This window comes from Streptomyces sp. NPDC050988, assembly GCF_044456225.1.
In the GTDB taxonomy this organism is placed as follows: domain Bacteria; phylum Actinomycetota; class Actinomycetes; order Streptomycetales; family Streptomycetaceae; genus Streptomyces.
In genome coordinates, this window is sequence record NZ_JBITFQ010000004.1 from 430,277 (window position 1) to 455,072 (window position 24,796).

19 protein-coding genes are annotated in these 24,796 nt (G+C 71.3%); 14 read left to right on the forward strand and 5 right to left on the reverse strand.

Annotation, left to right across the window (positions count from 1 at the left end; all coding sequences use genetic code 11):
* Nucleotides 1-39: 39 nt before the first annotated feature.
* The 4 genes from ACIBEI_RS13200 to nudC all read left to right on the forward strand — a co-directional run bounded on the left by ACIBEI_RS13200 (nt 40) and on the right by nudC (nt 9,980).
* Nucleotides 40-3,588 carry an ATP-dependent helicase gene (locus ACIBEI_RS13200; protein ID WP_398888103.1) on the forward strand — a complete coding sequence of 1,183 codons (3,549 nt, stop codon included), beginning with the start codon at nt 40-42 and terminating at the stop codon, nt 3,586-3,588.
* 269 nt (nt 3,589-3,857) lie between these two features.
* Nucleotides 3,858-7,508, forward strand: a complete 3,651-nt coding sequence (locus ACIBEI_RS13205; RefSeq protein WP_398888105.1) for a UvrD-helicase domain-containing protein — start codon at nt 3,858-3,860, stop codon at nt 7,506-7,508.
* Nucleotides 7,509-7,518: 10 nt separating this feature from the next.
* Nucleotides 7,519-8,922, forward strand: a complete 1,404-nt coding sequence (locus ACIBEI_RS13210; protein WP_398888107.1) for a dipeptidase — start codon at nt 7,519-7,521, stop codon at nt 8,920-8,922.
* A gap of 110 nt (nt 8,923-9,032) precedes the next feature.
* Complete coding sequence (gene nudC, locus ACIBEI_RS13215) at nt 9,033-9,980, forward strand: NAD(+) diphosphatase (RefSeq protein ID WP_398888109.1); 948 nt, start codon at nt 9,033-9,035, stop codon at nt 9,978-9,980.
* Nucleotides 9,981-9,992: 12 nt separating this feature from the next.
* Here the strand turns inward: nudC and ACIBEI_RS13220 are convergent, their stop codons facing one another.
* Nucleotides 9,993-10,235, reverse strand: coding sequence for a mycoredoxin (locus ACIBEI_RS13220; protein ID WP_055610529.1), 243 nt, complete (start codon nt 10,233-10,235; stop codon nt 9,993-9,995).
* A 261-nt stretch (nt 10,236-10,496) separates the two neighbouring features.
* Here ACIBEI_RS13220 and ACIBEI_RS13225 point away from each other — a divergent pair, with 261 nt between their 5' ends.
* The 5 genes from ACIBEI_RS13225 (at nt 10,497) to ACIBEI_RS13245 (ending at nt 14,368) form a co-directional block, all read left to right on the forward strand.
* Nucleotides 10,497-12,701 carry an ATP-dependent DNA helicase UvrD2 gene (locus ACIBEI_RS13225; protein WP_398888111.1) on the forward strand — a complete coding sequence of 735 codons (2,205 nt, stop codon included), beginning with the start codon at nt 10,497-10,499 and terminating at the stop codon, nt 12,699-12,701.
* Nucleotides 12,702-12,863: 162 nt separating this feature from the next.
* Nucleotides 12,864-13,178, forward strand: a complete 315-nt coding sequence (locus ACIBEI_RS13230) for a hypothetical protein (RefSeq protein ID WP_398888113.1) — start codon at nt 12,864-12,866, stop codon at nt 13,176-13,178.
* Nucleotides 13,179-13,352: 174 nt separating this feature from the next.
* On the forward strand, nt 13,353-13,721 hold the full coding sequence (locus ACIBEI_RS13235; RefSeq protein WP_055610526.1) for a WhiB family transcriptional regulator: 369 nt from the start codon (nt 13,353-13,355) through the stop codon (nt 13,719-13,721).
* Nucleotides 13,718-14,041 carry a hypothetical protein gene (locus ACIBEI_RS13240; RefSeq protein ID WP_398888115.1) on the forward strand — a complete coding sequence of 108 codons (324 nt, stop codon included), beginning with the start codon at nt 13,718-13,720 and terminating at the stop codon, nt 14,039-14,041. The genes ACIBEI_RS13235 and ACIBEI_RS13240 overlap by 4 nt, the downstream gene beginning before the upstream one ends.
* 117 nt (nt 14,042-14,158) lie before the next feature.
* Nucleotides 14,159-14,368: a hypothetical protein gene (locus tag ACIBEI_RS13245; protein WP_398888117.1), complete on the forward strand. Its 210-nt coding sequence runs from the start codon at nt 14,159-14,161 to the stop codon at nt 14,366-14,368.
* A 71-nt stretch (nt 14,369-14,439) separates the two neighbouring features.
* Here ACIBEI_RS13245 and ACIBEI_RS13250 read toward each other — a convergent pair whose 3' ends face one another.
* Together ACIBEI_RS13250 and ACIBEI_RS13255 are read right to left on the reverse strand one after the other, a co-directional pair.
* Nucleotides 14,440-15,834, reverse strand: a complete 1,395-nt coding sequence (locus tag ACIBEI_RS13250) for an ABC1 kinase family protein (RefSeq protein WP_398888119.1) — start codon at nt 15,832-15,834, stop codon at nt 14,440-14,442.
* A complete protein-coding gene (locus tag ACIBEI_RS13255) occupies nt 15,827-17,035 on the reverse strand; it encodes a TOMM precursor leader peptide-binding protein (protein ID WP_398888330.1) in 1,209 nt (402 codons plus the stop codon). The genes ACIBEI_RS13250 and ACIBEI_RS13255 overlap by 8 nt, the downstream gene beginning before the upstream one ends.
* Nucleotides 17,036-17,245: 210 nt before the next feature.
* Here ACIBEI_RS13255 and ACIBEI_RS13260 point away from each other — a divergent pair, with 210 nt between their 5' ends.
* The 4 genes from ACIBEI_RS13260 to ACIBEI_RS13275 all read left to right on the forward strand — a co-directional run bounded on the left by ACIBEI_RS13260 (nt 17,246) and on the right by ACIBEI_RS13275 (nt 21,187).
* Entirely contained in the window at nt 17,246-17,842 is a 597-nt protein-coding gene (locus tag ACIBEI_RS13260; RefSeq protein WP_398888121.1) for a M48 family metallopeptidase, read from the forward strand.
* A 153-nt stretch (nt 17,843-17,995) separates the two neighbouring features.
* The gene (locus ACIBEI_RS13265) at nt 17,996-19,720 is read left to right on the forward strand and encodes a TerD family protein (RefSeq protein WP_398888123.1); all 1,725 of its coding nucleotides are present in this window, start codon (nt 17,996-17,998) and stop codon (nt 19,718-19,720) included.
* Between the two features lie 13 nt (nt 19,721-19,733).
* On the forward strand, nt 19,734-20,414 hold the full coding sequence (locus tag ACIBEI_RS13270) for an AIM24 family protein (RefSeq protein ID WP_055610520.1): 681 nt from the start codon (nt 19,734-19,736) through the stop codon (nt 20,412-20,414).
* A 17-nt stretch (nt 20,415-20,431) separates the two neighbouring features.
* Nucleotides 20,432-21,187 carry an AIM24 family protein gene (locus tag ACIBEI_RS13275; protein ID WP_398888126.1) on the forward strand — a complete coding sequence of 252 codons (756 nt, stop codon included), beginning with the start codon at nt 20,432-20,434 and terminating at the stop codon, nt 21,185-21,187.
* 174 nt (nt 21,188-21,361) lie between these two features.
* Here the strand turns inward: ACIBEI_RS13275 and ACIBEI_RS13280 are convergent, their stop codons facing one another.
* On the reverse strand, nt 21,362-21,883 hold the full coding sequence (locus tag ACIBEI_RS13280; protein ID WP_307521591.1) for an NUDIX hydrolase: 522 nt from the start codon (nt 21,881-21,883) through the stop codon (nt 21,362-21,364).
* Nucleotides 21,880-23,331, reverse strand: a complete 1,452-nt coding sequence (locus tag ACIBEI_RS13285; protein WP_398888128.1) for a zinc-dependent metalloprotease — start codon at nt 23,329-23,331, stop codon at nt 21,880-21,882. The genes ACIBEI_RS13280 and ACIBEI_RS13285 overlap by 4 nt, the downstream gene beginning before the upstream one ends.
* 190 nt (nt 23,332-23,521) lie before the next feature.
* Here ACIBEI_RS13285 and ACIBEI_RS13290 point away from each other — a divergent pair, with 190 nt between their 5' ends.
* Complete coding sequence (locus ACIBEI_RS13290) at nt 23,522-24,634, forward strand: SDR family oxidoreductase (RefSeq protein ID WP_307521588.1); 1,113 nt, start codon at nt 23,522-23,524, stop codon at nt 24,632-24,634.
* Nucleotides 24,635-24,796 lie beyond the last annotated feature (162 nt).

Here is a 24,796-nt window from a genome sequence, read left to right on the forward strand (position 1 = left end):
AGACAGACCCAAGCACACCCACCAGGACCGGCGAACCACGTGAGCTCCTCTTTCTCCACCAGGCGCCTGTCGCACCCCCAGGGGCGACAGGGGGCCCGTGGCGCTTACCGACTGGTGCGTACCCCGCCGGCCAGGGTGGCTCCCCCTCTGCTGGACGCAGGGCAGCGCGCGGCGGTTGACCACGAGCACGGCCCGCTGCTCGTCCTCGCAGGTCCGGGCACCGGCAAGACGACCACACTCGTGGAGTCCGTCGCGGCGCGGATCGCACGCGGCGCGGACCCCGAGCGGATCCTGGTGCTCACGTTCAGCCGCAAGGCCGCCGTCGAACTGCGCGACCGCATGGCGCTGCGCATAGGAGCCGCTCGCGCGCCTCAGGCGACGACCTTCCACTCCTTCTGCTACGCCCTGGTCCGCGCCCACCAGGACAGCGACCTGTTCGTGGAGCCGCTGCGGCTGCTCTCCGGCCCCGAACAGGACGTGGCGGTACGGGAACTGCTCGCGGGCCAGCCCGGCCTTGAGAGGCTCGGCCTCGCCCATGTGCGCTGGCCGGACGAGCTCCGCGCCTGCCTGACCACGCGCGGCTTCGCCGACGAGGTCCGCGCGGTCCTCGCCCGCAGCCGTGAACTGGGTCTCGGCCCCGATGCCCTCCATGCCTTCGCGCGGCGCATCGGCCGCCCCGACTGGCTCGCCGCCTCCGCCTTCCTCGCCGAGTACCTCGACGTCCTCGACATGCAAGGAGTCCTCGACTACGCGGAACTGGTGCACCGCGCGGTGCTGCTCGCCCGGCGCCCCGAGGTCGCCGAGCGCCTCTCCGCCCAGTACGACGCCGTCTTCGTGGACGAGTACCAGGACACCGATCCGGCCCAGGTACGGCTGCTGCACGCGCTCGCGGGCGGCGGGCGCACGCTCGTGGCCTTCGGCGACCCCGACCAGTCGATCTACACGTTCCGGGGCGCCGACGTGAACGGCATCCTCCAGTTCCCGGAGGCCTTCCCGCGCGCGGACGGTACATCGGCACCGATGGAGGTCCTGAGGACCTCACGCAGGTCCGGCGCCGGCCTCCTGGCGGCCACCCGGCTGCTGACCCAGCGCATGCCCCTGACCCGCCTCCCCGCCGAGAAAGTACGCGCTCACAGGGAGCTGACCCCCGTACGGGACGGTGGCAGCGTCGAGGTCCACACCTACCCGACGCCCGGCACCGAGCTGGACAACATCGCGGACATCCTGCGCCGCGCCCACCTGGAGGACGGCGTCCCCTGGCACGAGATGGCCGTCCTGGTGCGCGCGGGCTCCCGCACCATCCCGACGATCCGCCGCACCCTCACCGCGGCCGGCGTCCCCCTCGACATCGACGGCGACGACCTGGCGCTGCGGCACGAACCGGCGGTGTCGCCGCTCCTGACGGCACTCAGAGCGGTGGCCACGGCGGAGACCTCGGGGACTGCGGGCACGGCGGAGACCTCGGGGGCCGTGGGCGCGGCGGCAGACGCACAGGCCGACGAGGACGTACGGGCCGTCGACGATGCGCGTCCCGGCGAGGGCGTGCGGGCCGAGGTGGAGGAACGCGCGGAGGCGGACCACGAGGGCACCCTCTCCGAAGGTGTCGGCGCGCCACCCGGAGAAGTCGGCGCGCCCGACGAGGAGCCCGACGGCGCCGCAGGCCCCTCCGAAGAACCCACGCCGGAAGCACCCTCGCCCGACAGGCCCTGGCTCGACACCGAGACCGCGCTCAGCCTCCTCGCGTCCCCGCTGGCGGGCATGGACGCCGCCGATCTGCGCCGCCTGGGCCGCGCCCTGCGTGAGGAGGAGCGCGCCGCGGGCAACCATGTGCCGCCGCCCTCCGACGAGTTGCTGGCGCGAGCGCTGGCCGAGCCGGAGCGACTGGTGGCCCACGACCCGTCGTACGCGCGCGGAGCCCAGCGCCTGGGTGCCCTGTTGCGAAAGGCACGGGAGCGTCTCGCGGGCGGCGGTACGGCAGAGGAAGCGCTCTGGGAGCTGTGGGACGGCACGCCCTGGCCGCAGCGCCTGGAGCGGGCCGCCCGGCGCGGCGGCGCGGCAGGCCGCAACGCGGACCGCGACCTCGACGCCGTGTGCGCGCTGTTCGCCACCGCGTCCCGCGCGGAGGAACGCACCGGAGGCCGCGGCGCCCTCAACTTCCTGGAGGAGATCGACGCCGAGGACATCGCCGCCGACACGCTGACCCGCAGGGCCGTACGCCCCGACGCAGTACGCCTGATGACCGCGCACCGCTCCAAGGGCCTGGAGTGGCGCCTCGTGGTCGTCGCGGGCGTCCAGGAGGGGCTGTGGCCCGACCTGCGCCGCCGTGGTTCCCTCCTGGAGGCCGACCGCATCGGACGCGACGGCCTCGCGGAGCCGCTGACCCCCGGAGCACTCCTCTCCGAAGAGCGCCGTTTGTTCTACGTGGCCGCCACGCGCGCGCGTGAGCGCCTCGTCGTCACCGCCGTGAAGGCCCCGGCCGACGACGGCGACCAGCCCTCGCGCTTCATCACCGAACTCGGCGTGGAGCCCAAGGACACGACGGGCCGTCCCCGCCGCCCCCTGTCCGTCGCCGCGCTCGTCGCCGAACTGCGCGCCACGACGGTCGACCCACGCGTCTCGGACCGGCTCAGGGAGGCCGCGGCCCGTCGGCTGGCCAGGCTCGCCGCGCTCGGCGACGAGGACGGCCGCCCGCTCGTGCCGTCCGCCCACCCCTACCGCTGGTGGGGCATGTACGAGCCGACCGAGAGCAAGGTGCCGCTGCGCGACCGCGACCATCCCGTGGTGCTGTCCGGGAGCGCCCTCGACCAGCTCGCCAACACCTGTGCCCTGCAGTGGTTCCTGGGCCGCGAGGTGAAGGCCGACGCCCCCGCGACCGTCGCCCAGGGCTTCGGCAACGTGGTGCACGTCCTGGCCGACGAGGTCGCCTCCGGCCGCACCCCCGCGGACCTCGCCGTCCTCATGGAGCGCCTCGACTCCGTGTGGGACGCGCTCGCCTTCGACGCGCCCTGGAAGTCGGCGCAGGAGAAGGAGCACGCGCGCGTGGCGCTCGAACGCTTCCTGAAGTGGCACGTCGATTCCAATGGCGCTCGCGCGGGCCGCACGCCGGTGGCGAGCGAGCACGACTTCGACGTCACCCTCGAAGCGGGCTCCTACGAAGTACGCATCCGCGGCTCCATGGACCGCGTCGAGCAGGACGCCGAAGGCCGCGCCTACGTAGTCGACTTCAAGACCGGCAAGCAGGCACCGAGCGCGGCCGAGGTCGCCCACCACCCGCAGCTCGCCGTCTACCAGCTCGCCGTCCGCGAGGGCGCGGTCGACGAGGCCTTCGAGGGTGAACGCCCCGACGCGGGCGGCGCCGAACTCGTCCAACTCCGGCAGGGCGCACCCAAGAAGGACGGCGGCGAGACCCTGCCCAAGGTGCAGGCCCAGGAGCCGCTGGAGGGGGAGTGGGTCGGCGACCTCCTCGCCACCGCGGCGGGCAAGGTCCTCGACGAACGGTTCACCCCGACGACCGGCCAGCACTGCACCCACTGTGCGTTCCGGGCCTCGTGCAGCGCGCGGCCGGAAGGGCGGCACGTCGTCGAGTGAGCCGGAGGGCGGCAGATGGCAGGGTGAGCCGGAAGGGCGGCAGGTGGCCGGGTGATGAGCGCGGCCGGGTGACGGCCACGGTTGAGTGACAGGGCACGGGCCGCTCCTGGAGGGCGTGCGGACATCCGCCGTACCGGAGGCTCCGCCGTTCGAAGGGCTCCTGCCGTACGCGAAGTGACGTACGGCACCACGGGTGCTGACCAGCGCATCCTCCGGCCCGACCACCGATTCGGCACCGGCTGTCAGTGGGCGCGGCTAGCCTCTCTGACGTGCCAGCCCGTATCTCTGACCCCGAGCAGCTCAAGGAGCTCCTCGGCATCCCGTTCACCCCGGAGCAGACGGCCTGCATCATCGCACCGCCCGCCCCGCAGGTGATCGTGGCAGGCGCCGGCTCCGGCAAGACCACGGTGATGGCCGCGCGCGTGGTGTGGCTGGTCGGCACCGGACAGGTCGCCCCCGAGCAGGTCCTCGGCCTGACGTTCACCAACAAGGCGGCGGGCGAACTCGCCGAGCGCGTACGGAAAGCCCTCATCAAGGCGGGCGTCACCGACCCGGACGTGATCGACCCGGACAACCCGCCCGGCGAACCGGTCATCTCCACCTACCACGCCTTCGCGGGCCGCCTGCTGACCGACCACGGGCTGCGCATCGGACTCGAACCCACCGCGCGCCTCCTCGCCGACGCGACCCGCTACCAGCTCGCCGCACGCGTCCTGCGCGAGGCCCCGGGTCCCTACCCCGCGCTCACCCGCTCCTTCCCCGACCTGGTCAGCGACCTCCTCACGCTCGACGCCGAACTCGCCGAACACCTCGTACACCCCCAGGACCTGCGGGCCTACGACGCAGCGCTGCTGCGCGACCTGGAGAGCGTCAGGCTCACCAACGCCGACCTGCGCAAGGTCCCCGAGACGGCCGCCGCCCGGCGTGAACTGGCCGAACTGGTGGGCCGCTACAGGGCCGCCAAACGCGAGCGCGACCTCCTCGACTTCGGCGACCAGATCGCCCTCTCCGCGACGCTCGCCAGTACGCGCCCCGAGGTCGGCGGCATCCTGCGCGACGAGTTCCGGGTGGTCCTGCTCGACGAGTACCAGGACACCTCCGTGGCCCAGCGCATCCTCCTGGCGGGTCTGTTCGGCAGCGGCACGGGCCACCCGGTGACCGCCGTCGGGGACCCCTGCCAGGCGATCTACGGCTGGCGCGGCGCCTCCGTGGCCAACCTCGACGACTTCCCCGAGCACTTCGCCCACGCCGACGGCCGTCCCGCGACCCGCCAGTCGCTCAGCGAGAACCGCCGCAGCGGCGGCCGCCTCCTCGACCTCGCCAACGGCCTCGCCGAACCCCTGCGCGCCCTGCACGCGGGCGTGGAGGCCCTCCGCCCGGCCCCGGGAGCCGAGCGGGACGGCATGGTGCGCTGCGCCCTCCTGCGCACCCACGCCGAGGAGATGGCCTGGCTCGCCGACTCCATCGCCCATCTCGTACGCACCGGAAAGGCGCCCGGCGAGATCGCCGTCCTGTGCCGCACGGCGACCGACTTCGCCGAGATCCAGGGCGCCCTCGTCGCCCGCGACATCCCCGTCGAGGTCGTCGGCCTCTCCGGGCTGCTGCACCTGCCCGAGGTCGCCGACCTGGTCGCCGTCTGCGAGGTCCTCCAGGACCCGGGCGCCAACGCCTCGCTCGTCCGCCTGCTCACCGGCCCGCGCTGGCGCATCGGCGCCCGCGACCTCGCCCTCCTGGGACGCCGGGCCCGCCTTCTCGTGTCGCACGCACGCGTGGGGGCCGACGACGACCCCGAGAGGCGGCTCGCCGCCGCCGTCGAGGGCATCGACCCGGCCGAGATCATCTCGCTCGCGGACGCCCTCGACACGTTCCTGGAGACACCCCTCGGAGGCCACGGGGACGACGACGGCCTGCCCTTCTCCGCCGACGCCCGCGTACGGTTCGCACGGCTCGCCACCGAACTGCGCGACCTGCGCCGCTCGCTCTCCGACCCGCTCATGGACGTCCTGCACCGGGTCCTCGCCACCACCGGCCTGGAGGTGGAGCTCTCCGCGTCCCCGCACGCCCTGGCCGCCCGCCGCCGCGAGACCCTCTCCAACTTCCTGGACATCGCCGCGTCCTTCGCCGCCAACGAGGGCGAGGCCAGCCTCCTCGCCTTCCTCGGCTTCCTGCGCACCGCCGCCCAGTACGAGAAGGGCCTCGACAACGCCCTGCCGGGCGGCGAGAACACCGTCAAGGTGCTCACCGCGCACAAGTCCAAGGGCCTGGAGTGGGACGTCGTCGCGGTCCCGGGCCTCGTCACCGGCACCTTCCCCAGCGGCCAGGGCCGCGAGAAGTGGACCGCACAGGGCAAGGTCCTGCCGCACGAACTCCGCGGCGACGCCGACACCCTGCCGGACATCGGCGCCTGGGACTCCCGCGGCATGAAGGCCTTCCACGAGGCCATGAAGGAGCACCAGCACACCGAGGAACTCCGCCTCGGCTACGTCACGTTCACCCGCCCCCGCTCCCTGCTGCTCGGCTCGGGCCACTGGTGGGGCCCCTCCCAGAAGAAGCCCCGCGGCCCTTCCGACTTCCTGCGGTCCCTGTACGAGCACTGCGAGGCCGGGCACGGCGAGATCGAGGCGTGGGCGGACGAACCCGAGGAGACCGAGGAGAACCCCGCGCTGCACGAGGCAGGCGGCGACCACGCCTGGCCGCTCCCGCTCGACGACGCGGCGATGGCCCGTCGACGCGCGGCCGCACAGACGGTCCTGGCCCACCTGGAGTCCGGCCACTCCCACGAGACGGCCCACCCCTCGTCCCACGACGCACCGGACTCGTACGACGACCCGGACTGGCCGCCTCCGCCCGAGGACGACGAACCGCCTTACGACGAGCCGCCTTACGACGAGCCCTCTTACGGGGACGACGACTTCCCGGACGAGCTTCCCTACGGGGAAGACGATTTCGCGGACGCGCCCTACGGAGATGCGTCCCACGGGAAGGCGTCCCGTGGGGAGGTCATCAAGGAAGAGACCGAATTCACAGACGAGGCGGCACAGGAAGACTGGGACTCGTGGACCACGAACCGCCCCACGGTCCCGCACCCCACCCGGTCTCCGGACGCACACCCCACCCGGTCCCCGGATGCGCGCCCGCACCCTCCGGAGACGCCGCGCCCCGTCTCCGAGACCAGGCATCTCACCCCGGAGGAAGCCCGCACCGTCGCCTCCTGGGACCGCGACCTGGACGCCCTCACCGGAGAGCTTCTGCGCGCCCGCGAAAGCGTCACGGACGTCACCCTGCCGGCCTCGCTGACCGCCTCCCAGCTGCTGCGCCTGGCCGCCGACCCCGACGCCTTCGCACAGGAACTGGCGCGCCCCATGCCGCGCCCGCCCCAGCCCGCCGCCCGCCGAGGCACCCGCTTCCACGCCTGGGTCGAGGCCCGCTTCGAAGAGCTGCGACTGCCGATGCTGGAACCGGAGGAACTGCCCGGCAGCGAGGCCGAGATCGCCGACGAACGCGACCTGGAAGCCCTCAAGGACGCCTTCGAACGCACCCCGTACGCCCACCGCACCCCCTACCGCGTCGAGGCGCCCTTCCAACTCGCGATCGCCGGACGCGTCGTACGGGGCCGCATCGACGCCGTCTACAAAGAAGACGACGGCGACGGGACGACCTACGAGATCGTCGACTGGAAGACCAGCCGCGCCCGCGACGCCGACCCCCTCCAGCTCGCCCTCTACCGGCTCGCCTGGGCCGAGCAGCACGGCGTACCCCTGGAATCCGTACAGGCCGCCTTCCTGTACGTGCGCAGCGGCGAGGTCGTACGCCCCGGGAGCCTGCCCGACCGGGCCGCACTGGAGCGGCTCCTCCTCGAAGAACCACCCGATGGGGTCCCCGAGGAACCGCCGGACCAGCACGCGCGCGTGGACGGCTAGGCTCGTGACCATGAGCAAGACTCCGGACAGCGCCGTCCGCGCGTACATCGAGCAGCACCGCGCCGCCTTCCTCGACGACCTCGCCGAGTGGCTGCGTATTCCGTCCGTGTCGGCCCAGCCCGAACACGCCGCGGACGTACGGCGCAGCGCCGACTGGCTCGCCGCCAAACTCCAGGAGACCGGCTTCCCGACCTGCGAGGTCTGGGCGACACCCGGCGCCCCGGCCGTCTTCGCCGAATGGCCCTCCGACGACCCGCGGGCACCCACGGTCCTCGTCTACGGACACCACGATGTACAGCCCGCGGCCCGCGAGGACGGCTGGGACAGCGACCCCTTCGAGCCCGTCGTCCGCGGAAACCGCCTCCACGCGCGCGGGGCCGCCGACGACAAGGGCCAGGTGTTCTTCCACACACTCGGCGTCCGCGCCCACCTCGCCGCCACCGGCCGCACCGCCCCCGCCGTCCACCTGAAGCTGCTCATCGAGGGCGAGGAGGAGTCCGGCTCTCCGCACTTCCGCGCGCTCGTCGAAGAGCGGAAGGACCGCCTCGCCGCCGACGCCGTGATCGTCTCCGACACCAGCATGTGGTCCGAGGACACCCCCACCGTGTGCACTGGCATGCGCGGCCTCGCCGAGTGCGAGATCACGCTGTACGGGCCCGACCAGGACATCCACTCCGGTGCCTTCGGCGGTGCCGTACCCAATCCGGCCACCGCGGCCGCCCGCCTGGTCGCCGCCCTGCACGACGAGCACGCGCGCGTGGCCATCCCCGGCTTCTACGAAGGCATCGCCGAACTCACCGACCGTGAGCGGGAACTCTTCGCCCAACTGCCCTTCGACGAGGCGGAGTGGCTGCGCACCGCCAGGTCGACGGCCACCCATGGAGAGGCCGGACAGACGACCCTGGAGCGGATCTGGGCCCGCCCGACCGCCGAGGTCAACGGCATCGGCGGCGGCTACCAGGGCCCCGGCAGCAAGACGATCATCCCGTCCTCGGCCATGGTGAAGCTCTCCTTCCGGCTCGTCGCCGGACAGGATCCCGACCACATCGAGAAGATCGTCCGCGCCTGGACCGCCGAGCGGCTGCCCGCCGGCATCCGCCACGAGATCACCTTCGCCGCCGCCACCCGCCCCTGCCTCACACCGCTCGACCACCCGGTGCTGCAGTCCGTCGCACGCGCCATGGGCCGCGCCTTCGAGCAGGAGATCCGCTTCACCCGCGAGGGAGGATCAGGGCCCGCCGCGGACCTCCAGGACGTCCTCGCCGCACCGGTGCTGTTCCTCGGCATCTCCGTCCCGTCCGACGGATGGCACGCCCCGAACGAGAAGGTCGAACTCGACCTGCTCCTCAAGGGCGTCGAAACCACCGCCTACCTGTGGGGCGACCTGGCCCAGAACTGGCGCGATGCACACTGAAGAAGCCCCGACGCACACGCCCCGCCGCACATCCGGCCGAACCACCCGCCATACATCCGGCTGAACCACCCGCCGAAACAACCGTTCCACCGGGGGAGTTGGAAGCACCCGTGACCACCTGGACCGACCACACCGCCGACCGTCCCATCTCGCTCACCGCCCCGAGCGGCATCGACCGGGCCGCCCACCACCGGCTCGACGAGGCCTGGCTCGCCGCGGCGTGGAGCCACCCCACCACCCGCGCCTTCGTGGTCTCCGGCGGCCAGGTCCTCATCGACGAGACGGCGGACGGCACGACCGAACTCGTCATGACCCCGTCCTTCGAAGCGCCCCTCACCGAAGCACACCGCTACTTCCTGGGCACCGACGACGAGGGCGTCAGCTACTTCGCACTCCAGAAGGACGCCCTTCCGGGCCGTATGGACCAGTCCGCGCGCGCGGCGGGCCTGCGCGAAGCCGGCCTGCTCCTGTCACAGCGCGACGCCGGCCTGATGGTGCACGCGGTCGCCCTGGAGAACTGGCAGCGCCTGCACCGCTTCTGCTCCCGCTGCGGCGAACGCACCGTGATCGCGGCGGCCGGCCACATCCGCCGCTGCCCGGCCTGCGGCGCCGAGCACTACCCGCGCACCGACCCCGCCGTGATCATGGCCGTCACGGACCACGACGACCGCATCCTGCTCGGCCGCCAGGTCCACTGGCCCGAAGGGCGCTTCTCCACCCTTGCCGGATTCGTCGAGCCCGGTGAGTCCATCGAGCAGTCGGTCCGGCGCGAGGTCTTCGAAGAGGCCGGTGTCACCGTCGGCGAGGTCGAGTACATCGCCAGCCAGCCCTGGCCCTTCCCCTCCAGCCTCATGCTGGGCTTCATGGCCCGCGCCACCTCGGCGGAGATCAACGTCGACGGTGAGGAGATCCAGGAAGCCCGCTGGTTCTCCCGCGAAGACCTGCGGACCGCCTTCGAGTCCGGGGAGGTCCTGCCTCCGTACGGCATCTCGATTGCGGCCCGTCTGATCGAGCTCTGGTACGGCAAGCCCCTACCGACGCGCGGAGCGGCCGCCTGAGGCACGTACCGACTACGCGCCGATCTTCTGCTTGACCTGCGCCAGCGAAGGGTTCGTCAGCGTCGAACCGTCCGGGAAGAGGACGGTGGGAACCGTCTGGTTCCCGCCGTTCGCCTTCTCCACGAAGGCAGCCGACGCCGGGTCCTGCTCGATGTTGATCTCGTTGTACGTGATGCCCTCGCGGTCCATCTGGCCCTTCAACCGGCGGCAGTAGCCACACCACGTGGTGCTGTACATCGTCACAGTGCCCAGCATGTCTCTCATGCTCCTTCGCTGCGGGGGAGTGCGGGTTCGCAGTGATGGAACGTACGCGACCTGGTCGCCATTCCCATACGCGGCAGGGGAGAGAGCCGATCCACACGGCGGAGGGCGGCCCCGGCGAAAGGGGCGCTGCCGTCGCCGCTGAGCCGGGGCGCTGCCGTATTGGCCGGGGCGACTGCCGCATTAGTACGACTGCAAGCGCCTCCCTGTGGACAACCGGCGCACCCGTCTCCGCCGACCTGGCAGCATGGCGGGGTGACAGCAGCAACGCATTCCACCCTCTTCCCGCAGGCCCCTGACACGGCCGACGCGGTACTGGAAGGGCTCGACCCCGAGCAGCGCGAGGTCGCCACCGCCCTGCACGGCCCGGTGTGCGTGCTGGCGGGAGCCGGTACGGGCAAGACCCGCGCCATCACCCACCGCATCGCCTACGGAGTGCGCGCGGGCATCCTCCAGCCCTCCAGCGTGCTCGCCGTCACCTTCACCAACCGCGCCGCCGGAGAGATGCGCGGCCGGCTCCGCCAGCTCGGTGCCTCCGGAGTCCAGGCCCGCACCTTCCACTCCGCCGCCCTGCGCCAGCTCCAGTACTTCTGGCCGAAAGCCGTCGGAGGGAGCCTGCCCCGGATCGTCGACCGCAAGATCCAGCTCGTCGCCGACGCCGCGGCCACCTGCCGCGTCCGCCTCGACCGCGGCGAGCTGCGGGACGTCACCGCCGAGATCGAATGGTCCAAGGTCACCCAGACCGTCCCCGCGGACTACGCCGCCGCCGCGGCCAAGGCCGGCCGCGAGGCCCCCCGCGACCGCGCCGAGATCGCCCAGCTCTACGCCGCCTACGAGGATCTCAAGCGCGACCGCAGCGTCATCGACTTCGAGGACGTCCTGCTGCTGACCGTCGCCATCCTCCAGGACCAGCACGACATCGCCGAGGCGGTCCGCGCCCAGTACCAGCACTTCGTGGTCGACGAGTACCAGGACGTCAGCCCCCTCCAGCAGCGCCTCCTCGAACTGTGGCTCGGCGAGCGCGACAGCCTCTGCGTCGTCGGCGACGCCAGCCAGACCATCTACTCCTTCACCGGCGCGACCCCCGACCACCTCCTCGACTTCCGCACCCGCCACCCCGGAGCCACGGTCGTCAAACTCGTCAGGGACTACCGCTCCACCCCCCAGGTCGTCCACCTCGCCAACGGCCTGCTCGCCCAGGCCCGCGGCCGCGCCGCCGACCACCGCCTGGAGCTGATCTCCCAGCGCACCGCGGGCCCCGAACCCGGCTACACGGAGTACGCCGACGAGCCCGCCGAGGCCGAAGGCGCCGCCCGCCGAATCCGCGACCTCATCGCCTCCGGCATCCCCGCGAGCGAGATCGCGATCCTGTTCCGTACGAACTCGCAGTCCGAGATCTACGAACAGGCCCTCGCCGACGTCGCGGTGCCCTACCAACTGCGCGGAGCCGAGCGCTTCTTCGACCGGCCCGAGGTGAAGAGAGCCATCCACGCCCTGCGCGGAGCTGCCCGTTTCGGGGGCAACGACTCACTCCTCGACGACGCCCCCGACCTGCCCTCGCAGGTGCGAGCCGTCCTCTCGGGAGACGGTTGGACCCACCAGCCCCCCGCGGGCTCCGGAGCCGTCAGAGAGCGCTGGGAGTCCCTTGCCGCACTCGCCCATCTGGCCCAGGACTTCGCCGTCGCCAAGCCCGACGCCACCCTCGGCGACCTCGTGGCCGAACTCGACGAACGCGCCGGCGCCCAGCACGCCCCGACCGTTCAGGGCGTCACCCTCGCCTCCCTCCACTCCGCCAAGGGCCTGGAGTGGGACGTCGTGTTCCTGGTCGGCGTCGCCGAAGGCATGATGCCGATCACCTACGCGAAGACCGACGAACAGATCGAGGAGGAGCGCCGCCTCCTCTACGTCGGCGTCACCCGGGCCAGAGAGCACCTCTCCGTCTCCTGGGCCCTCTCCCGCTCACCCGGCGGCCGGCCCAACCGGCGACCCAGCCGCTTCCTCGACGGACTGCGCCCCGGCTCCGTCACCACGGCGAACCGCGGCGGCGCGGCAGGCCCCCTCGGCTCGGGCGGCATCGAGCGGGGCGTTCCCGGCAGCGCCCCCGGTGTCACCCGACGGGCGAACCGCACCCCCGCCCGCTGCCGGGTCTGCGGCCGCACCCTCAACGATGCAGGCGAGATGAAGCTGATGCGCTGCGAGGACTGCCCCTCCGACATGGACGAAGGCCTCTACGAGCGCTTGCGCGACTGGCGGGCGGTCCAGGCGCAGCGCAGCGGGCAGCCGGACTTCTGCGTCTTCACGGACAAGACCCTCATGGCCATCGCGGAAGCGGTGCCGTCCACTCCGGTCGAGCTGTCCCGCATCCCGGGGGTCCGCACCCGCAAGCTCAGCCGCTACGGGGCCGACGTACTCGCCATCTGTGCAGGTCAGGAACTTGAGGACGGTGCAGACGAGGACTGATTCAAACTCGTCGAAAAAATAGTTTGCGCATGCCCCAGCAATCCCCATAGGTTCTAAAGCACGGAAACGGCGGCCTTCTCGAAGGCCCTGGTTCCGTGCTGTACTTAATAACCGTCGGACCGGCTCGCCCGGTCCCAGAGACGCCGAGAGGAGGCGATTCCAGTGATCAGCATCAACAGCAGCTCCGTCAGCACCGTCAAATTGACCGATCGCTCGGTCGTCTCCACGTGCCTGCTCGGCTTCTCGAACCTGGGCACCGGTCTGTCCGGCATTCCTGCCGTCCGGCCGGCGTCCTCCGTGTCTCTCTCGGGTCTCCCTGTCCGTGAGCGCAATGAGCGACCGATGAAGGCACTGGAAGCAGTAGAGGCACAGGCGCAGGCCTATGCCTTTGCGGCCACTGGTGCCGGAGCCGCCAAGCAGACGCACCACACGATGTGGGCCTTCCGTGGGCCTGAACCCTGGAGTGATCCAGCCTGATCGACGATCAGGCCGGCGCCTTCAGGGCCGCGGAACCCCACCCGGGATCCGCGGCCCTTCTGTTTGTCCCCGAACAGGGACAGCAGAGCGAAGGGGCCTCGGGACAAGAAAAGAACCCGGTACCAGCCGCCAACCGGCCAACCGGCCGGCACGACCAGACGAGGAAGACCAACCGTGCAACTCGAAGCGCACGCCCCGTCCGTACCGCCTTCCGAAACGATCCCCCCGCCCGGCCTCACGGAGGACTCCACCTTGATCCCGCTCACTGCGCTCACCGCGCTCGACGACGCCATCGAGAACCTCGGCGTACCCGTCCCCTGCCGCTCCTACGACCCGGAGGTCTTCTTCGCCGAGTCGCCGGCCGACGTCGAGTACGCCAAGTCCCTCTGCCGCACCTGCCCGCTGATCGAGGCCTGCCTCGCCGGCGCCAAGGAGCGGCGTGAGCCCTGGGGCGTCTGGGGCGGCGAGCTCTTCGTCCAGGGTGTCGTTGTCGCCCGGAAGCGGCCGCGTGGCCGCCCGCGCAAGAACCCGGTTTCGGCATGAACACCCTAGGAACGATCGATCGCCCCCTGACGCACGACCCCAAGAAGCAGGTCCCGATGAAGCCGTCCACCAGCGAGCCCGCCGGCTCCGCGATCCCAGACTTCACCTCCACCGGCGCGAACGACACGCGCCAGAACAGGACCCGAGAGATGCAACTCATCCCAGAAGCCCTGGCTCGTGCGCATATGCACGACCGGCTGCATGAGGCGGAGCAGGAACGCCGGGCGCTGCGCCTGGTGACCGCCCGTCGCATGCAGCGCCGTGCCGAGCGCGCCTCACGCCGCGCCCGCCGCGCACTGGCCATGGCGGTCATGCAGTAGAGCCGTTTTCGCAACGGCAACAGAAGCAACAGCTGATGCGGGGGCCGGTCCGAACGGACCGGCCCCCGCGGTGCGTTGTGCCTCACCAACCGCGGATCCCGGAGTTATCGTCACCACGTGACGAGTCTTCCCGGGGACGGTGACAGCGGCGGCTCCACCGCGGAGCCCCGGCCCATCGTGTGCGCCCGCTGCGGCGCGACGGCAGAAGACCCACCACTCACCTGGACCTTCTCCGTGGAGAACGGCACCCGCCACTACATCTGCGATACCTGCGCCCGGGCCAATCTCAGGGCGATCGAGGGCCGGCTGGACTCGACTTGGTGGTGAGCTTCGGAGTCCCCTTGGCCCCCGCCCCCGCCCCCGCCCACCCCTCCCGCCCAAACCACGGCACCCCAAGCTCACGCCCCAGCCGCTGAGTCCTCCTCCGCCAGTGTCTGCTCGTCGTCCAGGACGAATCCCGGCAGCCACTCCTCCAGTTCGTCCCGCAGTCGTACCGTCGCTCCCAGTTGGCACAGCACACCGATGGTGCTCAAAGTCACCCGGTGTATGAGGAGGTACGCCGGGGGCAGGTTGAGTTGTTTGCCGAGTTGGTGGGCGGGGGAGCGGGGGTCGGCGATGCGGGCCGCCTGGCTGCGCATCCAGCCGCGGGTGAAGGTGAACTCGTCGGCCTGGGCCGGCTCGATGATGGGGAGCAGGTAGTCCAGTACGGCGTCCGGATCGAGTTCTATGGACTCCTTGACGAAGCCCTCCTCGCGGAGCAGGTCGTAGACCGCCTCGGCGTCGCCGTCGAGGGTCATGCGGAGCGAGTCGCCGATCGTCGCAGGAAGGCCGCCCGGCAGGCGGTCGACTGTGCCGAAGTCCAGGACGCCGAGCCGCCAGCCGCCCTTGCCGCCCGGGTTCTCGGCGTCCTCGGGGTCGTCCGGCAGGAGACGGAAATTGCCCGGGTGCGGGTCGGCGTGCAGCAGACCGGTGCGGGACGGGCCCGAGAAGAGGAAGCGGGCCAGGAGCTGGCCTGCCCGGTCGCGCTGTTCCTGCGTACCGTCGGTGATCACCTCGGACAGGGGGATCCCGTCGATCCACTCCGTCACCAGGACCTGCTCGCACTGGTGGACCACGGCCGGTACCAGCACATCCGGGTCGTCCGCGAACTCCTCCGCGTGCGCCCGCTGTGCCTGCGCCTCCAGGGCGTAGTCGAGCTCCTCGGAGACCCGGTCGCGCAGTTCCGCGATGAGCGGCTTGATGTCCATGCCGGGAATCAACGGTCCCAGAAGGCGGGCAAAACGGCTCAGTTGGTTCAGGTCGGACAGCAGGGCCTCGCCCGCCCCGGGGTACTGCACCTTGACCGCGACCTCCCGGCCGTCGTGCCACACCGCCCGGTGCACCTGGCCGATCGAGGCCGCCGCGGCGGGCTTGTCCTCGAACTCCAGGAACAGGTCGTGCCAGTCCTCGCCGAGCCGCTCCGCCAGCACGGAGTGCACCGTGCGGGTCGGCATCGGCGGGGCCGCCTCCTGGAGTTTCGTGAGCGCCGCGCGGTAGGGGCCCGCGACCTCCTCGGGCAGCGCCGACTCGAAGACGGACATGGCCTGTCCGAACTTCATGGCTCCGCCCTTGAGCTCGCCGAGCACCTTGAAAAGCTGCTCGGCCGTGCGCTGTTGCAGCTCGCGACCCACGAGCTCGGCGGACTTGCCGCCGATTCGTTTGCCGAGTCCCCAGGTCGCCCGCCCGGCGAAGCCGAGCGGTAGTGCGGCGAGCTTGGCGGTTCGGGTGACCGCCTTCCGGGGAAGATCAGACATGCGCCCTCCAAGTACCGGACAGCCGTGCCGCGTGCGGCTGTTGCCCGGCCATTGTCTCGTGCGGCCCTTCGTCGTCCGAGGTCTGCTCCCCCTTACCTTTCTCCGCGGCCCCGCAGCGGCATGCGGGATGCTCCCACACCGGCGTCGAGTGCCAGTCGAAACCAGGTACCGAGACCTCCCAGCGGGCCCCCGCACTCGACGGCAGCTGCCCGTCCAGAAAAGCGAGCGCATGCCCCGCGGCCAGCCCGGCGACGGCGGTGGACAGCGCCAGATCACCCGCCGGTACATGACGGGACTGGGCGGAACGCCACTGTGCCAGCAGGCGTGGCCAGGTCGGGTCCCGGTCGGAGCGTCCCAGATCCAGGCAGCCCGCGCAGGCCGTGTCGCCCGGCAGAACGAGCGGCCCGACGACTCCTGTGCCCTCCACCACCCCGGCGTACAGATGGGGTGTTCCGGAGCCGATCAGCGGCTCGGCGGCCGACGGGTCGGGTGCGTGGACCGCGAGACCGTCCCGGGGCGTGATGATCACGAGGGAGAGGCCCGGAGCCTCTTCTTCGTCAGTTGGGCGTTCGTCAGTTGGGCGTGCGCTGCCGCGCCGGGGCGGGCGGTTCGGTGCCGCACGGCGCACGGCACGGCGCGCGGCCTCGTCCCTGCGCTCGCCGATGGATTCGACGGGCAGCCCGCCCGGAGCCACGTCCCACGGCTCGACGCAGCCACCGTCGTGCACGTCGACCTGGCCGACGCCCGCTCCCGCCAGCGCCGCGGCCAGTACCACTCCCACCCGGCCCGCGCCCCGCACCTGTACCCGCAGTGAGCGGCGGGCCGCCAGCCGGCGCATGGCCTCGCCCGGTTCGGGAGTGACGAGGGAGAGCGATGCGGCGTCGGGCCGCAGCCGGTCCAGGACCGCTGGTTTCCTGCGCAAAGCGTCGGCGGCCGGGCCGCCGCCCGTCGCGTCGTCCAGCAGTCCCGCCTGGGCCAGCCGCTCCACCAGACCGTCGACATGGCCGTCGGGCAGACCCATACGGCGCCCCTCGTCGCGTAACAGCGGCAGTCCGCGGGTGCCGTCGAACAAGGTCAGGAGACTGCCCGTCGCCGTGTCCATCGGGCCGAGCACCATCGCGTGTGCGGGTGCCATCCCGAACTGCACGGTGTTGAGATCCCGCCAACCGCGCCGCAGCGCGGGTTTCACCATCGGATGCATGACCGACCCCCGTACGTCCCCGTGGTGCCGGCGGGTGTTCGTCCTGCTCCGCCGGTCGAATGTCAGCATGCCCGCATTGCCCGACGCGTGCCGAAAGTTGTCCACAGGTGGTGGGTATTCGTCGTACAAATCGAGCGCGTGGAGTGCGGTTCGGCATCGATGCGTTCCGGAGGCGGGACTTCCCCCGTGTGCAACGGGTAACGTCGGGGCGTGCCCGCCGACCCACTGCACCGTGCCGGAAACCCACAGCGCAGCACGACGAGCCAGCCGCCAAGCGGCTCGGGGGCGAGCGCGATCGAGGTCCGCAGGAGCGCGCGACGGCGCAGAACGGTCTCCGCGTACCGTGAAGGCGATCGCACCGTCGTGCTCATCCCCGCCCGCATGTCCGAGGCGGAGGAGCAGCGCTGGGTGAGCGTCATGCTCGACAAGCTGGCCGCCCAGGAGAACAAGCGGGTCCTCGGCGACACGGAGCTGTCCGAGCGGGCCGCGCGCCTCTCCGATCTGTACTTCGACGGCCGGGCCCGGCCCACTTCGGTCCGCTGGGTCACCAATCAGAACACCCGCTGGGGCTCGTGCACCCCCGCCGAGGGCAGTATCCGTCTTTCGCACCGGCTGCAGGGCATGCCCGAATACGTCGTCGACTACGTCCTCGTCCATGAACTCGCGCATCTGCTCGTTCCCGGCCACGGCCCGGACTTCTGGCGGCTCCTGGAGGCCTATCCGCGGACCGAGCGGGCCCGCGGCTACCTCGAAGGAGTGGTCGCCGCCGACCGGCTGCCCCACCTGCCCGCCATCCGAGACGAGTGACGTCGGTCTGACGCCCGTCCGCGCCGAAACCCTGCCCGGACCGGTCGAAGCACGGATTCTGTACCGGGTCTGTACCGGCTTCGTCCGCGGCCGGATTTTGCCGTTAGCCTGACGCGACGCACTCGCATTCGGGATGGGGGACGGTCGTTACGCATGGCCAGGGAATTCCAACGCGGCCACAAGGCCAAGATCAGTGACCTCACCGCGGGCACCGATCTGTACGTAGGTGTGCAGATCACCGGCCCCGGACTGACCTTCGACATCAGCTGCTTCGGTCTGGACGCCGACGAACAGCTTTCGGACGACCGGTTCTTCGTCTTCTTCAACCAGCCGAAGACCCCCGAAGAGTCCATCCAGCTTCTCGGTGCGCAGGCGGGCGACACGGAGTCCTTCCGCGTCACGCTCGACAGGATCCCGCCGCAGATCCAGAAGCTGTCCTTCACGGCGACGATCGACGGCGCCGGACAGATGTCGCAGGTCGCCCCCGGGTACCTCCGCATCGTCGCGGGCGGCGAGGAGGTGGCCCGCTACTCCTTCAACGGTGGCGAGTTCTCCACCGAACGCGCCGTGATGCTGGGCGACTTCTACCTCAAGGACGTATGGCGGTTCGCCGCGGTCGGACAGGGCTTCGACGGCGGGCTCGACGCGCTGCTGAAGAACTTCGGCGGCGAGGTCGCCGAGGAGGAGCCTGCGGCCCCGGCACCACAGGCCGCAGCGCCTTCGTTCGCGCCGCCCGCCCAGGGCGCCGCACCGCCCGCGTTCGGCGCCCCGGCAGGCCCCGCCGTGCCGGCACCGGCTCCAGCGCCGGCTCCGCAGCCTGCCGCACAGGGTTTCGCACCGCCCCAGGGGGCCACGCCACCGCCGGCCCCCGCGCCTTCGGTACACGCGGCGCCCACCATCATCGCGCCCATGACCCCGCCCGGCGGCGCCCCGGTACCGCCTCCGGCTCCCGCCCCGGCGCCCTACGGGCAGCCCGGCCAGCAGCAGCCTCCGTACGGACAGGCCCCCGGCCAGACCGCACCCCTGCCGCCCGGCTACGGACAGCCCCAAGCACCGCAAGCTCCCCAGGCACCCGCTCCGCCCCCGGGCTACGGCCAGCCGACCCCGCCTCCGGGCTACGGTCAGCAGCCGCCGTTCGGCCAGGTGCCCGGTCAGCCCGGCGCACCGGGTGCGCCCGCCGCCTACGGAGTGCCTCAGGGTGCTCCCCAGGGAGGTGCCGGTGTCACCGCGGCGCTGCAGGCGTACAAGGAGACGCCCACCGGGCAGCGCTGGACCCAGCAGAACAAGAAGATGGTCCGTGTCGACCTCGGCATGGGCGGCGACCAGGCCGTACTGGCCCGCCAGGGCAGCATGGTGCTCTACCAGGGCAAGGTCGACTTCAGCTACAAGGGCGCCGGATTCTCCGGGCGGATCGTGGGCAACGCGACCGGTCAGGAGATGCAGCTCATGCGCTGTTCGGGCCGCGGCCAGGTGTTCCTCGCGGAGAACGGCGCCATGCTGCACCCCATCGAGCTGCAAGGAGACGCCGTCTGTGTCTCCGCGGAGAACGTTCTCGCCTTCGACGAGACGCTGCAGTACGAGGTGCGCCGCGTCGAAGGACACGGCATCCCCGGCGGCGCCCTGTTCACGATGCAGTTCCAGGGCACCGGCACGGTCGTCGTGAAGACGCGCGGGGTGCCCGTCGTCCTGCCCGTGACGCCGACGACGTTCGCCGACTGCAACGCCGTCGTCGCATGGTCCGCCGCCTCCCAGGTGATCGTCTCCAGCCAGGTGCGGATGCGCAGGAACGCCTACCCGGGCGACACCGGAGAGAGCGTGAACCTCCAGTTCCGCGGCGCGCCCGGCAATTTCATCGTCGTCCAGCCGTACGAGGTCTGAGGGAGCCCGTCCTATGAACCAGCAGCTCGCGGGCTTCGCCCCGGCACCCGTTGCCGCACGCATGGAGAACCACGGCAACCACATGCTCAAGGTCGCCATGCAGACCGGAAACGACCTCCTCGCGCGCGTGGGGTCGATGGTCGCCTACGAAGGCTTCGTCCAGTACGAGCCCAATCCGCCGGCCGTGCGCCAGATCGCCAAGGACTGGATGACCGGCGAGGGCGCACCCCTGATGAAGTGCTCCGGAGACGGTCTGCTGTACCTCTCCGACTACGGGGCGAACGTCGTCGTCATCAACCTCAACGGCGACGCGATCTCCGTCAACGCCACCAACCTGCTCGCCTTCGACGCGCACCTCACCTGGGGCGTCGAGCGCGTCAAAGGACTGGCGAAGTTCGCCGGACAGGGCCTGTGGAACACCAAGATCTCCGGGCAGGGCTGGGTCGCCCTGACCTCCCGGGGCAAGCCCATCGTCGTCGACTGCGGCGGCGGCGAGGACGAGACGTACGTCGACCCGGACGCGCTCGTCGCCTGGTCCCCGAACCTCAAGGTGAAGGGCAAGCGCAGCTTCAAGGCGCAGTCCCTGATCGGGCGGGGCAGCGGCGAGGCCTTCCAGATGGCCTTCTCCGGACAGGGCATCGTCGTCGTCCAGCCCAGCGAGGACAGCACCGACCGCCTCCGGGTACGGGGCTGAGGGGGAGCACACACACCATGCAGAGCCCGCTTTTCGCCTACAACGACCAGCAGTCCCAGGAGCGCTACAGCCTGCAGAACAAGCAGATGCTGCGCGTCGTCCTGGAGGGCCACGACGACATGCTGGCCCGCAAGGGCACCATGGTCGCGTACCAGGGTCTTGTGGAGTTCGACGCCGAGTACCAGAACTCCGGTCAGCAGCGTTCGCGCGCGGCCACCGGAGAGGGCCTCGACCTGATGCGCTGCCACGGGCAGGGCACCGTCTACCTGGCCAACCTCGCCCAGCACATCCATGTGGTGGACGTGGACCAGGACGGCCTGACCGTGGACAGCAGCTACGTCCTCGCGATGGACTCCTCGCTGCACCACGAGGTGATCGCCGTGGACAGCCAGTACGGGATCTCCGGCTCCGGCAAGTACCAGCTCAACATCACCGGGCGCGGCAAGGTCGCCCTGATGACGTCGGGCATGCCGCTGATGCTTCAGGTCACGCCGGACCGGTACGTCAACTGCGACGCCGACGCGATCGTCGCCTGGTCCACGAGTCTGCGCGTACAGATGCAGGCCCAGACCCACTCCTCCGGCGTGTTCCGGCGCCGCGGCAACACCGGTGAGGGCTGGGAGCTGAGCTTCATGGGCCAGGGGTACGCGCTCGTCCAGCCCAGCGAGATGCTGCCGCCGCAGAACGCGGCGATCGGGTCGGGCGTTGCCGCCCAGTACGGGATGGGGCAGCAGGGGGCCCGGGGGCAGAACCAGGGCAACGCCTGGAGTTAGGACCTTTCGCTCGGCACTCTTCGGAGTGCCCCGCGAAAGGTCCGCGGCCGGTGGTTGTTGGCTGCGGGCCCGCCGTGGCTGGGCGCGCAGTTCCCCGCGCCCCTGACGGGGCGCCCTTGTCAGCGTGTGTGTAAGGGGCGGTCGCTATTGCGGCCGCCCCTTACACGTGCCTCCTCAGAGCCTTGCTCGTGTTGCGCTCAGCAGGCGTACGACCGAGTCGTCCGCCACCTTCGCCACCTCGTCGTACGGGAACCAGCGCAGGTCGAGGGACTCGTCGCTGATCTCCTGGACGGCGCCCGGCTCGGCCACGACCGCGTACTGCACGTCGAAGTGGCAGTGGCAGGGCGGCGGGATGGGATGCCGGTCCAGGCGTACGGGACCGCCCGGGAGCAGGGTCAGGCCCGCGATGCCCGACTCCTCCGTGGCCTCACGCAGGGCCGCGGCCTCCAGCGTGGCGTCACCGGGCTCGCAGTGACCACCCATCTGGAGCCACATCCGCAGCTTTTTGTGAAGCGTCAGCAGCACCCTGCCGTGCCCGGGATCGATCACCAGGGCGCTCGCCGTGACGTGCCCGGCCGTGCAGGCCTTCCACATGCCGTCCGGATGCGCCTCCAGATGGTCGAGATAGGCCTGGCGCAGCTCCTCCTGGCCCTCGATGCCCTTCAGGACCAGGACGGCGTCGTCGTACAGGCTCACTTGTCGTCGTCGCCCTTTTCCTCGCCCTTTTCCCGGCCCTTTTCGTCGTCCTTGGGCTCGTCCTTCGTGAGGTTCGGCTTCTCGGAAGGGCCGCTCGCGGCCTCGCCGAGCATCTTGTCGAGCTCGGAGAAGTCCAGCTGCTCGCGGTGCACGAAGCCGTCCGGATCGTCCAGGTCGGAGGCGGTCGGCAGCATGTCCGGGTGCGCCCAGAGGCCGTCGCGGCCGTCCACACTGCGCGCGTCCGTGAGCGAGGCCCACAGGCGCGAGGCGTCCCTCAGGCGGCGCGGGCGCAGCTCCAGGCCGATCAGCGTGGCGAAGGTCTGCTCGGCGGGGCCACCCGTCGCACGGCGGCGGCGCAGCGTCTCCCGCAGCGCGTCGGCGGACGACAGACGCGGCTTCGCGGCCGAGTGGACCACCGCGTCCACCCAGCCCTCGACGAGCGCGAGAGCCGTCTCCAGGCGGGCCAGGGCGGCCTTCTGCTCGGGCGTGTCCTCCGGCTGGAACATGCCCTGCTGGAGGGCCTGCTGCAGCTCCTCCGGGTTCTGCGGGTCGAACTGGCCGACCACGTCCTCCAGCTTCGCCGTGTCGACCTTGATCCCGCGCGCGTACCCCTCGACCGCGCCGAACAGGTGCGAGCGCAGCCACGGCACGTGGGCGAAGAGCCGCTGGTGGGCGGCCTCGCGCAGGGCGAGGTAGAGCCGCACCTCCTCCTGGGGGACGCTCAGGTCCTTGCCGAACGACTCGATGTTCAGCGGCAGCAGCGCGGCCTTGCCGACCGGGCCGAGCGGCAGGCCGATGTCGGTCGAGCCGACGACCTCGCCCGCGAGCACGCCGACGGCCTGCCCGATCTGCGTACCGAACATGGCGCCGCCCATCGAGCGCATCATCCCGAGCAGCGGGCCCGCCATGGCCTGCATCTCCTCGGGCAGTACGTCGCCCATGGCCGCGCCGACCCGCTCGGCGACCGGGTCGACGAGCTCCTTCCACACCGGCAGGGTCGCCTCGACCCACTCCGCGCGGCTCCAGGCCACCGCGGAACCGGCGCCGGACGGCAGCGACGTCGCGTCGTCCAGCCACAGGTCGGCCAGGCGCACCGCCTCGTCGACCTGGGTGCGCTCGGCGGGGCCGATGCTCGCGTCCTTGGTGCCGTCGGGAGTGCCCTGGGACACCGTCTGGCGGGCGATCTGCTTGGCCATGTCCCAGTTCACCGGCCCGCCCTCGTACGAGAGCATCTGGCCGAGCTGCTGGAACGCGGCGCCCAGGTCGTTGGGGTTCAGCGAACCGAACATGGCTGCGAGCGGGTTGTCGCCACCCGGTCCTCCGGGCCCGAAACCGAACGGGTTGGCAGGTCCCTGACCACCACCGCTCTGCTGGTCCTTCTTCTTGCCCTCGTCGCCGTCGTCCGGCTCCTCCGGCGGAAGGCCGAATCCGAATGGGGTGTCACTCACGGGATTCCTCGGCTGTTAAGGCCGCCGGTTCGCTCCGACGGCGGCTGCCCTACATCACCACCCAGCGTAGACACCACAACCGGTTCGGGCCTCGGTGCTTCGCCGACTCAGCGGCTGCGGCAGGATGGATGCCACCTGGTACGTACGCGTCACGCGCGTTCTTACTGAAGACAACCGCTGGAGACGCCCGGTGAGTTCCCCAGATCCACAGGTTCGCGCAGCGCGAAACCCTTCAACCAATCCGGCTCTACGCGGCCCCGTCGTCGCGATCACCGGCGCCGCCGCCGGAATCGGCGCGATGCTCACCGAGCGGCTGGCCGCCAGCGACGAGATCAAGCAGGTCATCGCCATCGACGAGCGGCGCGGGGAGTGCGCCGCCGCGCAGTGGCACATCCTGGATGTCCGGGATCCGGCGATCGCCGAGAAGCTGCGCGGCGCCGACGTCGTGGTGCACCTCGCGCTCGATCTCGACCTGGAGACGGATCCGGCCGCCCGTACGGCCTACAACGTGCGGGGGACACAGACCGTGCTGACGGCCGCCGCGGCGGCCGGGGTGCACCGTGTCGTGCTGTGCACCTCGGCGATGGTCTACGGAGCCCTGCCCGACAACGAACTGCCCCTCTCCGAAGACGCCGAACTGCAGGCGACCGCGGAGGCCACGGGCGTGGGGGACCTCCTGGAGGTCGAACGGCTCGCGCGGCGGGCGCCGCGTGCGCATCCCGGGCTCAACGTCACCGTCGTACGGCCTGCCGTGCTGGTCGGAGGCACCGACACGGCGCTCACCCGGTACTTCGAGTCGCCCCGGCTGCTGGTCGTCGCCGGGTCCCGGCCCGCCTGGCAGTTCTGCCATGTCGAGGACCTGTGCGGGGCTCTGGAGTACGCCGTTCTGGAGAAGGTCGAAGGGGAGCTGGCCGTCGGGTGCGAGGGGTGGCTTGAGCAGGAGGAGGTCGAGGAGCTCAGCGGGATCCGGCGGATGGAGTTGCCGTCGGCCGTCGCGCTGGGGGCCGCGGCTCGGCTGCACCGGATCGGGCTCACGCCGTCTCCGGCGGGGGATCTCGCCTACACGATGTATCCCTGGGTGGTGAGTGGGAGCCGGCTGCATGATGCCGGGTGGCGGCCGCAGTGGACCAATGAGGAGGTTCTCGCGGAGCTTCTGGAGGAGGTTGCCGGGCGGCACACTCTGGCCGGGCGGCGGCTTGGGCGGAAGGATGCCACTGCCGCCGGGGCCGCGGGGGCGACTGTTGCTCTGTTGGGTACGGCTGCGTTGGTGCGGCGGGCTCGGAAGGCTCGGCGGCGGATCTGAGGTGGTGGGGTTGTCGGCGTGGGGTTTCTCGCCCCCGCCGCCCCTTCCCATTCCCGTCCCTTTCTGGGGGCTCCGCCCCCAGACCCCCGTATCGCGCTGAACGCGCTCGTCCTCAAACGCCGGACGGGCTGGATGGGTGGGCGGGGCTGACCGGGGGTGGGT